Source organism: Microbispora sp. CA-102843 (genome assembly GCF_050936215.1).
Classification (GTDB): Bacteria; Actinomycetota; Actinomycetes; order Streptosporangiales; family Streptosporangiaceae; genus Microbispora.
In genome coordinates this window covers 1918386-1932118 of record NZ_JBNJNF010000001.1, presented here as the reverse complement: position 1 = coordinate 1932118, position 13733 = coordinate 1918386, and the positions used below count along the sequence as shown (strand labels likewise).

The 13733-nt window shown below is 71.1% G+C and carries 12 protein-coding genes; 8 read left to right on the top strand and 4 right to left on the bottom strand.

The annotated features are described in order from the left end of the window. Nucleotides 1–57 precede the first annotated feature (57 nt). Nucleotides 58–1242 carry a globin domain-containing protein gene (locus ACQEVJ_RS08995; RefSeq protein WP_433099078.1) on the top strand — a complete coding sequence of 395 codons (1185 nt, stop codon included), beginning with the start codon at nucleotides 58–60 and terminating at the stop codon, nucleotides 1240–1242. A 52-nt stretch (nucleotides 1243–1294) separates the two neighbouring features. Here ACQEVJ_RS08995 and ACQEVJ_RS08990 read toward each other — a convergent pair whose 3' ends face one another. Together ACQEVJ_RS08990 and ACQEVJ_RS08985 are read right to left on the bottom strand one after the other, a co-directional pair. Beyond that, nucleotides 1295–2104 (bottom strand): SAM-dependent methyltransferase, encoded by an 810-nt coding sequence (locus tag ACQEVJ_RS08990; protein ID WP_433099076.1) that lies wholly within the window; start codon nucleotides 2102–2104, stop codon nucleotides 1295–1297. Nucleotides 2105–2242: 138 nt separating this feature from the next. Further along, the gene (locus ACQEVJ_RS08985) at nucleotides 2243–3706 is read right to left on the bottom strand and encodes a GH1 family beta-glucosidase (RefSeq protein ID WP_433099074.1); all 1464 of its coding nucleotides are present in this window, start codon (nucleotides 3704–3706) and stop codon (nucleotides 2243–2245) included. 399 nt (nucleotides 3707–4105) lie between these two features. Here ACQEVJ_RS08985 and ACQEVJ_RS08980 point away from each other — a divergent pair, with 399 nt between their 5' ends. Together ACQEVJ_RS08980 and ACQEVJ_RS08975 are read left to right on the top strand one after the other, a co-directional pair. Further along, a complete protein-coding gene (locus ACQEVJ_RS08980) occupies nucleotides 4106–5131 on the top strand; it encodes a LacI family DNA-binding transcriptional regulator (protein WP_433099072.1) in 1026 nt (341 codons plus the stop codon). Nucleotides 5132–5218: 87 nt separating this feature from the next. Further along, on the top strand, nucleotides 5219–5524 hold the full coding sequence (locus ACQEVJ_RS08975) for a DUF6401 family natural product biosynthesis protein (RefSeq protein ID WP_433099070.1): 306 nt from the start codon (nucleotides 5219–5221) through the stop codon (nucleotides 5522–5524). A gap of 58 nt (nucleotides 5525–5582) precedes the next feature. Here the strand turns inward: ACQEVJ_RS08975 and ACQEVJ_RS08970 are convergent, their stop codons facing one another. Beyond that, nucleotides 5583–6770 carry a mechanosensitive ion channel family protein gene (locus ACQEVJ_RS08970; protein WP_433099068.1) on the bottom strand — a complete coding sequence of 396 codons (1188 nt, stop codon included), beginning with the start codon at nucleotides 6768–6770 and terminating at the stop codon, nucleotides 5583–5585. 217 nt (nucleotides 6771–6987) lie between these two features. On the opposite strand from ACQEVJ_RS08970, the gene ACQEVJ_RS08965 reads away from it, so the two are divergent. From ACQEVJ_RS08965 to ACQEVJ_RS08945, 5 genes are all read left to right on the top strand, one after another. Then, entirely contained in the window at nucleotides 6988–7413 is a 426-nt protein-coding gene (locus ACQEVJ_RS08965; protein WP_433099066.1) for a nuclear transport factor 2 family protein, read from the top strand. A gap of 118 nt (nucleotides 7414–7531) precedes the next feature. Continuing rightward, nucleotides 7532–10438: a beta-galactosidase gene (locus ACQEVJ_RS08960; protein ID WP_433099064.1), complete on the top strand. Its 2907-nt coding sequence runs from the start codon at nucleotides 7532–7534 to the stop codon at nucleotides 10436–10438. Nucleotides 10439–10524: 86 nt separating this feature from the next. Continuing rightward, entirely contained in the window at nucleotides 10525–10989 is a 465-nt protein-coding gene (locus ACQEVJ_RS08955) for a MarR family winged helix-turn-helix transcriptional regulator (protein WP_433099062.1), read from the top strand. A 39-nt stretch (nucleotides 10990–11028) separates the two neighbouring features. Further along, nucleotides 11029–12306: an MFS transporter gene (locus ACQEVJ_RS08950; RefSeq protein WP_433099060.1), complete on the top strand. Its 1278-nt coding sequence runs from the start codon at nucleotides 11029–11031 to the stop codon at nucleotides 12304–12306. A 251-nt stretch (nucleotides 12307–12557) separates the two neighbouring features. Further along, nucleotides 12558–12875, top strand: coding sequence for an STAS domain-containing protein (locus ACQEVJ_RS08945; protein WP_433099059.1), 318 nt, complete (start codon nucleotides 12558–12560; stop codon nucleotides 12873–12875). On the opposite strand, the gene ACQEVJ_RS08940 is transcribed toward ACQEVJ_RS08945, so the two are convergent. Further along, nucleotides 12864–13652, bottom strand: a complete 789-nt coding sequence (locus ACQEVJ_RS08940) for an ANTAR domain-containing protein (RefSeq protein WP_433099057.1) — start codon at nucleotides 13650–13652, stop codon at nucleotides 12864–12866. The two genes, ACQEVJ_RS08945 and ACQEVJ_RS08940, sit on opposite strands and share 12 nt — an antisense overlap. Between the last annotated feature and the right edge of the window lie 81 nt (nucleotides 13653–13733).

Genomic DNA, 13733 nt, shown 5'->3' with positions numbered 1-13733 from the left:
GAATCAGCAGGTTCCTGGCGTTAAATTTGCGTCTCAGATACCAATTTGGAGGATGCCATGCTCTCCCCGGAGTCGGCCGCGACCGTGCGCGCCACCCTGCCCGTGATCGCGGGCGCGATCCAGGGGATCACCGCCCGCTTCTACGACACGATGTTCGCCGACAACCCGGAGCTGCTGCGCGACCTTTTCAACCGCGGCAACCAGGCCAACGGTGAGCAGCGCGTCGCGCTGGCGGGCTCGATCGCCGCGTTCGCGACCGCGCTGGTGGAGCACCCGGGGCAGCTTCCCGGCGCGATGCTGTCCAGGATCGCCAACAAGCACGCCTCCCTCGGTGTCACCGAGGAGCAGTACGCCGTGGTGCACAAGTACCTGTTCGGCGCCATCGGCGATGTGCTGGGCGATGGCGTCACGCCCGAGGTCGCCCAGGCGTGGGACGAGGTCTACTGGCTCATGGCCGAGACGCTGATCGGCCTGGAGCGCGACCTCTACCGCGAGGCGGGCCGGGGCTGGACGCGGGCCACCGTGATCGAGCGGCGTGACGAGACGGCGAACATGGTCTCCTTCCTCCTGCGCCCGGACATGCCGATGTCCTTCCGGCCGGGTCAGTACGTCAGCGTGCAGGTGACGCTGCCCGACGGGGCACGGCAGATCCGGCAGTACAGCCTGTCGAACGCCCCGGAGCGCGGCGACTGGCGGATCACGGTCAAGCGGGTGCGCGGTGAGAGCGCCCCCGAGGGTGAGGTCTCCACCTGGCTGCACGAGCATGTCCGGGCCGGTGACGTGCTCGCGGTCTCCGCGCCCTTCGGCGACCTGATCCTGCCCGAGGGCGACGGCCCGCTGCTGCTCGCCTCGGCGGGGATCGGGGCCACCCCCGTGCTGTCGATGCTCGACCACCTCGTCGTCACCGGTTCGGACCGGCGGGTGGTGGTCGTGCACGCCGACCGCTCCCCGGACGCCCACGTCCACCGCGAGGAGCTCGCGGACCTGGTCGCGGCCCTACCCGGCGCCACCCTGCACCGGTGGTACGAGGACCTGCCCGCAGAGCATGTCGCCGACCCGGCTGTCGCCGCGGGCCGGGCCGACCTGTCGGCGATCGACCTGCCCGAGGACGTCGTGGCCTGCCTGTGCGGGCCGCTGCCGTTCATGCGTGCCGTACGCGCGCAGCTGGTCGAGCGCGGCGTGCCCGCCTCCGGCATCCACTACGAGGTGTTCGGCCCCGACCTGTGGATCGCGGCCGCTTGATCCGGTGACGGCCCGCCGCTCGCCCGCGGCGGGCCCGGTCGAAGACCTCGGGTCAGCGCAGCAGGCCGACGCCGGCGTAGCCGTCCACACCGGGGATCCTCGGCAGCTTCGGCTCGTCGGGCTCGGGCCGCCACTCCTCGGTCACGACCAGACCCGGCTCCAGCAGGTCGAACCCGTCGAAGAACCGCAGCAGTTCGTCGTGGGTCCGCGGGGTGACCGCGCCCGCGGATGTGTTCTTGTACAGCTCGCGCCCCTGGCGGATCTTCTCTTCGTCGAGGTCGCCGTACGACAGGTGACTGATGGCCATCGCGCTGCCGGGGGCGAGCCGGTCGCGCAGCGTGGCGACGATGCGCTCGGCGTCCTCGGTGCCGGGGACGAAGTGCAGCACGGCCACCATGAGCAGGCCCACCGGCTTGCCGAAGTCGATGTGCTCGTTGATCCGGGGGTCGTCGAGGATGGCCTCGGGCTCGCGCAGGTCGCCGTCCACGACGATCGTCTGGCCGTTGTCGGCCAGCAGGGCCCGGCCGTGGGCGAGCACGATCGGGTCGTTGTCGACGTAGACCACCCGTGAGTCGGGGGCTTCGCCGAGCGCGACCTGGTGGACGTTCTCCTGTGTCGGCAGGCCGGCGCCGATGTCGAGGAACTGGCGGATGCCCTCCCTGGCCATGAGGGTCACGGCCCGGCGGATGAAGCGCCTGTTGAGCTGCACACCCTCTCGTGCGTTGGGGGTCAGCTCGATGAGCTTTTCGGCCGCCGCCCGGTCGACGGCGAAGTTGTCCTTGCCGCCGAGGAGGTAGTCGTAGATCCGGGCGACGCTGGGGACCGTCACGTCGATTCCCGGCGGACCCTGCTCCATGTTCATGCGTCCTGCCCCTGATGTGCTCGTACGTTGATCACAACGTAGCCGATGGATCAGGACTTGGCGCATCAAAAGGGGAATTGACCGGCATGCCCTACGGCATGCCGGTCAACCCGGACCGCGGCGCCGAGCGCCTGGTCCTCAGTCCCCCGCCGGGCGCTCACCCCCGGGGCCGCCGGCGACCAGGATGTCGACCGTGACGGGGCTCGTGATGACAGGGCCGGTGACGACCGGGTCGGAGATGAAGTCGCGCATCCAGCGGAAGCTGGCCTTCGGCGTGCGCACCTGGGTGTCGTAGTCCACGTGCACCAGGCCGAACCTGGCGGAGTAGCCCCTGGCCCACTCGAAGTTGTCCAGCAGCGACCAGCAGAAGTAGCCCCGCACGTCCGCGCCCGCCGTCATCGCGTCGCGGGTCGCGGACAGGTGGTCGCGCAGGTAGTCGATGCGCCCGCCGTCCTCGAGCACGCCGTCGTCGCCGTACCCGTTCTCCGTGATGTAGACGGACGGCAGGTCCGGATAGCGGGAGGTCAGCCCGACGAGGGTCTCGTACAGCCCCTCGGGCTCCACCACCCAGCCCAGCCCGCTGGTGCGCGCCTGCTCCGGCGTGACGGTGCGCACGCCCAGATCGAACGCCGAGCGCCGGGCGGGGTCGGCCTCCTCGTACGGCGCGGCCTCCACGTGCAGCCGGTAGTAGTAGTTCACCCCTAGGAAGTCCACCGGTGTGCCGATGATGTCGAGGTCGCCGTCCCGCCGGAAGGAGAAGTCGGTGATCCGGCCGAACGTCTCGGCCATGTCGGCGGCGTAGGCCCCGCCGAAGAGCGGTTCGGTGAACTGCCGGTTGACCAGCAGGTCCATCCGCCGCGCGGCCTGGACGTCCTGCGGTGAGGAGGTCACCGGCACGGTCGGCGACATGTTGAGCGTCACCCCGACGCGCTGGCCGGGCCTGGCCGTCTCCCGCAGGCGCGCGACGGCCAGGCCGTGGCCGAGCAGCAGGTGGTGGGCCGCGGCCAGCGCGCCGTGCCCCTCCTTGGCGCCCGGCGCGTGCCGGCCCTCGCCGTAGCCGACGACGGCCGAGCAGTACGGCTCGTTGAGCGTGATCCAGTTTGAGACCGAGTCGCCGAGGGCGTCGTGCATCACCTCGGCGTAGTCGGCGAAGCGCTCGGCGGTGTCGCGGACCCGCCAGCCCCCGCGGTCCTCCAGCGCCTGAGGCAGGTCCCAGTGGTAGAGGGTCACGTAGGGCTCGATCCCGCCCTCGCGCAGGGCGTCCACGAGCCGCCGGTAGAAGTCGAGCCCGCGCCGGTTCACCGGTCCGCGTCCGTCGGGCAGCACCCGCGGCCAGGCCACAGAGAATCGGTAGGCCCCCGCCCCCAGGTCTTTCATGAGATCGACATCCTCTTGCCAGCGGTGATAGTGGTCGCAGGCGAACTCACCCGACTCGCCCCGTGCCACCGCGCCGGGCACCCGGCAGAAGGTGTCCCATATCGAGGGTCCCCTGCCGTCGGTGCCGGCGGCCCCCTCGATCTGATACGCCGCGGTGGCCGTGCCCCACACGAAGCCGGCGGGAAAGGTCCGCGGCATGGTGAGGCGTTCGTCGGTCGCCGTCATTCCCTGTTCGCTCCAGGTTCCGTGCCCGCTCCGGTGAACAGCCCGGACACGGCGGCCGGCCGTGCGGGCGATGGGACCGTTCCCCCGAAGGCCGCGGGACCCGCCGAGCCGTACGGCGGGCACACACGCGGGCAGACGGAGTTCCGCAGCGGACACCTGAACTCCCTTGCAGGAGAAAGGGAAGCGGCTGCGAGACACGACGGCGGCCGAGCCCGTGGCAACGAGAAAGCTCCGGCCGATGCCCGCCATCACACATAAGGGAACGGGAAGTTGTCAAGTCACGAAAACGTGACGGAAGGAAATTCCGATTACTGGTTGACGGGCTTCCCGGCGGTTGCCTATTTTGGGGAAACCGGTTGCATGAAACCGGTTACAGCGAGATGCGATAGCGTTTGGTCCGTGGCAACGATCAGAGAGCTGGCGCGCCTGTGCGGCGTGTCTCCCGCGACCGTCTCCCGCGTGTTCAACAACCCCGAGGTGGTGAACGCGAAGACCAGGGAGCAGGTCCTGCGGACGGCGCGCCAAATCGGCTACCTGCCCAACGAGTCCGCCCGCACGCTGGCCACCAAGAAGTCCTTCATGGTCGGCCTGGTGTGGGACACCGACCACCGCCGCCCCGGCTGGCGGCACCCGTTCTTCCAGGAGATCCTCATCGGCCTGAAGACGGCGCTCAGCGGGCGCGGATACCACCTCCTGATGCTCGCCACCAGCGGGGACACGAGCGGGGAGAGGACAGAGGACGCCTACGTGCGCGCCGTGCGCAGGCACAACCTGGACGGCGTCGTGATGATCGACAGCGGCACCTGGGACCCCTCACTGCGGCGGCTGGCCGAATCCGGCGTCCCCTGCGTCAGCCTCGACCGTCCCGTCGAGGGTTCCCGCGCCACGTACGTGACCTCGGACAACGCCGGCGGCGCCCGCCTGGCCGTACGGCACCTGCACGAACGGGGACGGCGGGCCATCGCCACGATCACCGGCCCGGCGCACACCCGTCCGGGCGCCGAGCGCCTGCGGGGCTACCAGGACGAGCTGTCCCGGCTGGGGCTGCCACGCCGGCCCGAGTTCGTGGTCGAGGGCGACTTCTACCTGTCGGGCGGCCACGCCGGGATGCGCCGCCTGCTAGAGGCGGACGAGCGGCCCGACGCCGTGTTCGTCGCGGGCGACGAGATGGCCGTCGGCGCGCTGCGCGCGATCGGCGAGGCCGGGCTGAAGGTGCCCGAGGACATCGCCCTGGTGGGATTCGACGACATCGAGGTGGCCGCGCTCGTACCGCCGGGCCTGACGACCGTCGCCCAGGACAAGGCCGGGTTCGGCACCGCCGCCGCGGAGGCGGTGGTCTCCATGATCAATGGTGCGGACGCCCCGCCGCCCCGGGTCCTGCCGACGACACTCGTCGTACGCGGCTCCAGCACGCCGCCGCTCTGACCCTCTCCACGCGTTCTGGAGCGTGTGCTCCCGGAGGCGCTTATCGTGATGAGGCACCCATCACCCTTGACCCTCCGGGGGACTTCTGTGTCCGAGCAGTCGTGGCCTGTCCGCATTCGTGCCGAGTTCGCGCAGCGCGTGCTGGACCTGCGGCACCAGCATCCCGGGATCCTCGCCTCGCTGGACCAGCACATGACCGCCGTCAAGCACGCCATCGCGGAGCTGGGCGAGCGGGTCGGGCCGGCCTCCCTGCTCGCCTATCTGATCGGCTACTGGGACGGCGCGCAGGAGAAGGGCTGGCGGGCGCCGGGACCGGAGCAGCCGCTCGACTTCGCCACCCTGCGCATGACCGCGGTCTGCCTGATGCTCGACGCCGCGGCCGAACCCGCCTGACGCGGCGGCGGGGCGCCCCTCCCTGTGGAGGGACACCCCGCGACGAACCGCGACGCGCTCAGCGGAGCGACGACGGCGGCTCCTCCGGGGGATTCGGCCGGGAGGAGGTGGGCGGCGCCACCTCACCCGGCGCGTCCTGCGGCATCGGGGCGCTCGGGGCCCCCGGAGGGACCGCCCCCGCCGGAGGGACTGCGCTTGCCGGAGGGACTGCGTTTGGCGGAGAGACGGGGGTCGTCGGGGCGCCCGGAGCGGCCGGCGGGGTGCTCTCGGGATACGCGGGCCGGCTCGCCCGCTCGTCCCCGGTGCCCTGCGCGCCCGTGATGTTCTCGCCGACGTTCTGCGGCTGCGCGGTGTTCTCTGGCCGCACGGGGTTCTCTGGCTGCGCGGGGTTCTCTGGCCGCACGGGGTTCTCTGGCCGCAGGGTGTCTTCTGGCCGCGCGGTGCCCTGCCGGTACGCGGTGGAGGCCGGCTGGGCGAAGGCACCCACCCGCTGCCGCGGCTGCTCGGGCCGCGGCACCGCGACGGTCTCCATCGCGTCGGCACGGCCCCGGCTGTAGGCCGCGGCCTGGGCGCGGATGGTGTCGGTCTCGGCCTCCGCCCGGTTCAGCCAGCGCTCCCAGCGCTGCTGCATCGGCCGGACCAGGCCGCCGCCGACGCCGACGATGAGGATGCCGGCCATGGCGGCCAGGATGGCGATCAGCACAGGCGTCGTGACGGTGGTCGCGACCTCGATCTGGTTGAGCGCGGCGATGACGCCGAGGCCGATGATGAACACCGACGCGATCGTGGCCAGCGCCCGGCCGTACGACAGGGAGCCCAGAGCGGCGGTGACGATGTCCTTGACGGCCCTGGCGATAGCGGTGGCGACCACGATGATGACGATCGCCACGGCGGCCTTGGGCAGCCATGCCACCACTCCGGCGAGCAGGTCGCTGACGGGGTTGGGCCCGAAGACGGAGAAGGCGATCTGCAGCGTGATCAGCACGATCGCGTAGTAGACGAGTCTCGCGAGCAGGCCGGACGCGTCGTACTTGCTGCGCGCCAGCGCCCGTCCCACGCTGCCGCGCTCGACCCACCGGTCGAACCCGACACGTTCGAGTACGGCGTCCACGGCCTTCCGCAGTGCCTTGGCTACCAGCCAGCCCACCACGAGGACGACGACGAATGCGAGGAACTTGGGGACGAACGTGGCGACCGACGACCAGGCGTCAGCCACTCCTCTTCCCCAGTCGACCGGAGCGGCCATGGGTCCTCCTGTTGAGAGCCTTCCGCGATGTACAGGGCCCCCGGCTACCCGGTGATCCGCGTCTCATACCCGGTCCGTGTCCGGCCCGCACGCAAGGCGACGCCAGGACCGGCAGCGGTGCACGTCAGCCCCGCCGCACTCGGCCGGGAAAAAAACGTGCGTCATCGCTTTCCGTATGCTGTACGGTACGACGTACGAAAGTGAAAGGGGCGTAATCGTGTACGAGCCGAGCGACGAGGAACTGAAGAGCGTCGAGGACTGGTTCGCCCAGTACGACGCGCTCGCCGAGCAGGGGGCGATCGAGCGGCTGGCCGACCTCGCGGTCTTCCCGATGAACCTGGCCACCGACGCGCCGGGCGGCTTCGCGGCCGTACGGCAGTGGACGCGCGAGGAGTACGTCGAGGCGATGCGGGAGGCCATGGGCGGCGGGACGGCGGGGCTCGACATGGAGTCGGCGAGGACGCCGCACTTCCTCAGCCCCAACCTCGTGTTCGTGGAGACCACGGCGACGATGACGGTCGAGGGGCGGCGGGAGAGCATGCACTACGGCGACCTGCTGGTGCGCACCGAGGACGGGTGGGCGTTCCAGACGATGGCACAGGGCGGCTGGGGCCACGGCTGGCCGTCGGTCAGGCGCGGCTGACCGGCCGCTCCGACCTCGGCGGGAAGGACTCCGCCCCGACACGGCTGTTGACGTTTGTTGGGGCGGTAGTCAAACTAAAGCCGGGAAGATCGCGCTGTCGACGACCGGAAGGCCGCCCATGTTGCGCAAGGTCCTGACCGTGCTCGTGACACTGCTCGTCCTCCTGCCCATGCCGCTCCGCGACCCCGCCGTGGCCGCCGCCGCGCCCCGGGTCACGTACGACCACCACTCGCTGATGATCGACGGCCGCAGGGTCGTCGTGCAGGCCGCAGAGGTCCACTACTTCCGGCTGCCGAGCCCCGGCCTGTGGCGGGACGTGCTGGAGAAGATCAGGGCCGGCGGGTTCAACGCGATCTCGGTGTACTTCGACTGGGCCTACCACTCCCCCAAGCCGGGCGTGTACGACTTCACCGGGGTGCGCGACGTCGACCGCTTCCTGCGTACGGCCGAGCGGGCCGGTCTGTACGTCATCGCCCGGCCGGGGCCGTACATCAACGCCGAGACCACCGGCGGCGGGTTCCCCGGGTGGCTGAAGAACGTCCCCGGCCGGGCCCGCAGCAGCGACGCCGGGTTCACCGAGGCCTACCGGGACTGGCTCCACCACATCAATCCGATCATTGCCAGGCACCAGGTCGGCCACGGCGGGTCGGTGATCCTCTACAACGCCGAGAACGAGTACGCCGTCAGCACCGACGCGGCGTACATGCAGGACATCCAGGACCAGGCGCGGGCGGACGGCGTCGACGTGCCGATCACCACCAACGACTGCTGCGACGCCGGCAGCTGGTCGTCCACCTGGGCTGAAGGGCCGGGAGCCGTCCAGATCCCCGGCGTGGACGACTACCCGCAGTCCTTCGACTGCGCGAACGCCGAGACGGTGTGGGGCCCGTGGGGAGAGGGCACCACCGAGAGGCTCCGCGACGACGCCCCGGTGTTCGCCGCCGAGTATCAGGCCGGGGCCATCGACGGGAACGACGCGGGCTACGACCGGTGCCGGGAACTGACCGGCCCCGCGTACATGAAGTACTTCTACAAGTCCAACCTGCTGGTCAGCGGCGCGACGCTCTTCAACTACTACATGGGCTTCGGCGGCACCAACTGGGGCTTCCTCGCCCAGCCCAACGACGTCTACACGTCCTACGACTACGGCGCGGCGGTGACCGAGGCCAGAGGGCTCACGGCGAAGTACGACGAGTTCAAGCGGCAGGGCTACTTCCTCCAGGCCGTGGCCCCGCTGGCGAAGACCGACCCCACGGCGGCGCCCACGACGGACAACCCCGCCATCGGCGTCGTCGCCCGGGCCAACCCGGACACGGGCACGCGGTTCGCGCTCGTCCGGCACGCCGACCGCGCCGCCACGACCGCCGACACCGCCACGCTGTCGTGGACCGTCCCCGACGGCACCTACTCCCTGCCCGTCCAGGTGAAGGGCCGGGACGCGCACGTCCTCGTCGGCGGGTACGACATGGGCGGCCAGCGCCTCGCGGCGTCCAGTTCGGAGATCTTGACCCACGCGTTCGTCGGCGGGCGGGACGTCGCGGTGCTGTACGGCACGGCGGGCTCCACGGGTGCGACCATCCTGCGGTACTCCGCCAAGCCGCGGGTGACGGTGCTGGAGGGCGACGTCCGCTCCACCTACTCGGACGGGAACCTGCGCCTGGACTACACGCACGAAAGGCTCGCCCGCGTGCTGATCACCGGCGGCGGACGGCGGCCGCTGCTGCTCCTGCTGGGCACCGACGAGACCGCCGCGACGTTCTGGCGGACGGGCACGGACGCCGAGCCGGTCCTGGTGCGCGGCACGTCCCTCGTCCGGTCCACGGCCGTCGACGGCGGCACCGTACGGCTCGCGGCCGACACCGCCGAGGCCGGGGAGGTGGAGGTGTTCGCCGAGGCCTCCCGGCTGCGGGTGGGCGACGCCGAGGTGCGCGTCACCCGGACGCCGAGCGGGTCGTTGCTCGGCCGCGTGCCCGGTCCCCGCGAGGTGCGCCTGCCCGCGCTTCGCGGCTGGCGGGTCCGCGACGAGACGCCGGAGGCCACACCCGGCTTCGACGACTCGTCCTGGCGACGGGCCGACAAGACGACGACCGAGAGCCCGATGAAGCCCCCGATGAAGCCGGAGCCGGGCCCGGTGCTGTACGCCGACGACTACGGCTTCCACTACGGCGACGTCTGGTATCGGGGTCGCTTCACCGCGACCGGCGCGGAGACGGCCGTCGCACTCAACGCGATCACCGGCAGGCGCGGGCGCTACCTCGTCTGGCTCGACGGCCGCTACCTCGGCTCGGCCGCGGGCGGCACCGAGGCCGACGCGGACGCGGGCACCCCCGACCCCGGACCGGGCCGCTTCGCGATCCCGGCGGGCCTGCTTAAGCCGGGGCGGCAGGCCACGCTGGCCGTGCTCGTGCAGAACATGGGGCACAACGACGACTGGACGGCCGACGACAACCGGTTCAAGCAGCCGCGCGGCCTGGTGGCGGCGGCCGTCGAGGGGTCCGCGGCGTCGATCGCCTGGAAGATCCAGGGCGCCCGCGGCGGCGAGGACCTCCCCGATCCCGTGCGGGGACCGCTCAACACCGGCGGCCTGTACGGCGAGCGCTCCGGCTGGCACCTGCCCGGATATCCCGACCGGTCCTGGGACGAGGCCGGCTCCCCCGCCGACCGGCCGCTCGCGCCCGGCGTGACCTGGTATCGCACCGGCTTCCGGCTCGACCTTCCCGAGGGCCAGGACGTGTCCGTCGGCCTGCGGTTCGGCGGCGACATCCCGGCCGCCGCCCGGGTGGTGGTCTACCTCAACGGCTGGAACGTCGGCCAGTACGGCGGCGGCATCGGGCCGCAGAAGGAGTTCGTGCTGCCCGCCGGACTGCTGCGCGAGCACGGCCGCAACACGCTGGCCCTGGCCCTGACCGCCACCGAGCGCGCCTCCGGCGGCCCCGGCCCGATCGGCCTGTTCGCGTACGGGAACGTCCGCGGCGGGGTGACCGTCCCCGACGTCCCGGCGCCGTCCTATCCGCTCGCCCGCTGAAGCCTGGACGAGGGGGCGATGTGGTGTACTCCGGAGAGTTGTATAAGCTTCCTATGTAAATTCGGTTCCCGTCCGGAGGAACATCTGTGTCCGTCACCCCGAGCGCCGATCTTCCTGAGGAGTCCCAGGCGGTCGCGGCCGTCCTGGACGACCTCGCGGTGCTCGCCGTACGGCGGCTGTCCGTGCAGGGCGACCTCAGCCTCACCGCCGCGGCGACCCTGTCGTACCTGGACCGCAACGGCCCGGAGCGGCTGAGCGTCCTGGCCGCGCGGCAGGTCGTCACCCAGCCGTCGATGACCCAGCTCGTGCAGCGCCTGGAACGTGAAGGCCTGGTATGCCGGGGGGTCGACGACCTCGACGGCCGCGCGGTGCGGGTCAGCGTCACCGACGCCGGCCGGGCGCTGCTGGCCGAGCGGCGCGGGCGGCGCAGAGAGCGGCTCACCGAGATGCTCGGCACGCTGTCACCCGGCGAGCTGCGTGAGCTGACGCGGGTCGCCGGTGAGTTCCTCCCCCTGCTCCGGCGCCTGCTCCAGGGCACGGCGGACGAGTAGGGATCCGGGCGCTCCCCCTCGCTACTCCCAGGAGGTCCGGTGAGCTCTGCTCATGCCCCCGTCTCCAACCCGTTCAAGCAGCCGAAGGCGGTCTGGGCCGTCGCCTTCGCCTGCGTGATCTCGTTCATGGGGATCGGACTGGTGGACCCGATCCTGCCCGCCCTCAGCTCGAAGCTGCACGCCACACCCAGCCAGGTGTCGCTGCTGTTCACGAGCTACCTGGTCGTCACCGCCGTGGCGATGCTGGTCACCGGGTGGGTCTCCAGCCGGATCGGCGCCAAGCGCACCCTCATCGCGGGCCTCGCCCTGATCGTGGTGTTCGCCGCCCTCGCCGGGATGTCCGGCAGCATCGGCGGCATCGTCGGTTTCCGCGCCGGCTGGGGCCTCGGCAACGCCCTGTTCATCGCCACCTCGCTCGCCGTCATCGTCGCGTCGAGCAGCGGCGGCTTCGCCGGGGCGATCATCCTGTACGAGACCGCGCTCGGCGTCGGCATCGCGATCGGGCCCCTGCTCGGCGGCACGCTGGGCGGCATCAGCTGGCGCGGCCCGTTCTTCGGCGTCGCGGTCCTGATGGCGATCGCGCTGATCGCCACCGTCACCCTGGTGCAGCCCACGCCCACGCCGGTGAAGAAGACCAGCGTGGCCGCCCCGATCAAGGCCCTGCGCCACCGCGGCCTGCTCATCCTGGGCCTGACCGCGCTCTGCTACAACTGGGGCTTCTTCACGGTGCTGGGCTACGCGCCCTATCCGATGGAGCTCAACGAGCACCAGCTCGGCCTCGTCTTCACCGGCTGGGGAATCCTCGTCGCGGTCTTCTCGGTCTTCGGCGCCCCGCGGCTGCAGGCCCGCTTCGGCATCGCCCGCACGTTGTACGCCAACCTCGTGCTGTTCAGCCTCGACATCCTGGTGATCGCGCTGTTCACCGACAACCGGGTCGTCGTGATCTGCAGCGTGATCGTGGCCGGGATCTTCATCGGCGTCAACAACACGGTCACCACCCAGGCGGTCATGACCATCTCGCCCGTGGAGCGGCCCATCGCCTCCGCGTCGTACGGCTTCATCCGCTTCATCGGCGGCGGCCTCGCGCCCTTCGTCGCGGGCAAGCTCGCCGAGCACTTCGACAGCCAGCACGCGCCGTTCTACATGGGCGCCGTCGCCGTGCTCCTCGGCGCGGTGATCCTCACCACCGCGCACCAGCAGCTCGGCGAGGCCGAGCGCGCCCAGGCGGCCGAGATGGCCGCCGCCGAGCCGGCCGCCGCGCGGCGGGAGGAACTGGAGGAGGAGGCCCTGGCCGAGGACCTCGGCTCGGCCACCTGATCGACGCGAGGGCGGGGGCCGCGGCGGGGCGGCCCCCGGCGCGGCCCTTGCTCGTTTCCGATGTTTTGCCGCGGGTGCGGGAATGGTTTGGCCGGCCCGGTTGTGGTTACTCATGTATGGGCTGGTCGTGGCCTTCAGAAGTGAGGGGATGCGGTCGGCCGCAACGACGGGAGTACCGAATGGGTCCCGAAGTCCCCCGGTTCGCTCTTCCTTTCGCGCATGAACCACCCGCCGCGGGCCCGTGGGCGGGGATGACGCGGATCATCGCGTGCGGCGAGATCGACATAAGCACGTCCGGTCAGCTGTACAGAGGCGTCCTCGACGTCCTGCGGCGGCAGCGGCCGAGCCGCATCGAGGTCGACCTCGCGGGGGTCACCTTTCTCGACGCATCCGGCGTACGTGCCCTGCTCATGAGCCAGACCGCCGCGGCCGAGGTGGGATGCGACCTCACACTGGTCAAGCCGAGCCGCATCGCCCACAGGGTCCTGGAGATCGTCTGCCTGCTCGAGACCTTCGGCCTGGCCGCGCTCCCGCCACCCTCGCCGGGTCCGCGGCGGCTACACCGCTGATCCGTGGGGGTCCTGTCGATGGTCTCCACGGGTGCGCAGCTCCCCGGTGTCCACCAGATACTCGGCGATGTCGACCAGCTTGGAGTTGGTCTGCTGGCTGGCACGCACGAGCAGCGAGAACGCCTGGTCCGCGGTCAGCTTGTGGCGTTCCATGAGGACGCCCTTCGCCTGACCGATGAGGTCGCGGACGGCGATGGCGTGCCTCAGTTGCTCCTGCTGCCGCGCTCCCGACATCGCCACCGCCGCGTGGGCCGCGAACAGCAGGCCGACATGCTCGGATTCGTCGTCGAAGGCGTTCTTTTCGAAGGAGTACAGGTTCAGAGCGCCCAGGTTGCCCTTCTGTACGTACAGCTGGAAGGAGAGCATGCTCCTCACGCCGAGATCGAGCGCGCGCCGGGCGAACTTCGGCCATCTGTCCTCTTGCGTCATGTCCGACAGCCGCACCGTCCTGTGCTTGTAGGCGGCGTCGAGGCACGGCCCCTCTCCCGTCTCGTACTGCGCCTTGTCCGCCTGCTGCACCAGGTCGCCGGTCGCGGCCTGGGTCTCGACCTCGCGGCGGCGGATGACGACCGTCAGCCCCGCGTGCTGCGCGCCGGGGACGGTGTCGACGGCCGCGCCGACGATGGCGTCCAGCGTCTCCTGGGCGCTCTCCTCGTCCTGCAGCGTCCGCGCGAGATCGCTCAGCTTGACCGCGAGCATGTCGTCGGCGGCGTGTCCGGTGAAGGCCGACGACGGCCGGCCCCGTCCGTTGCCTCCATTCGCATCCTTGCCGGCCACACGCGGTCACCACCTCTCGGCATCGAACGGCTCCGAGTGGCTCATACGAGCCATGCCCGCACCATGGCGCCGTCATGCTCA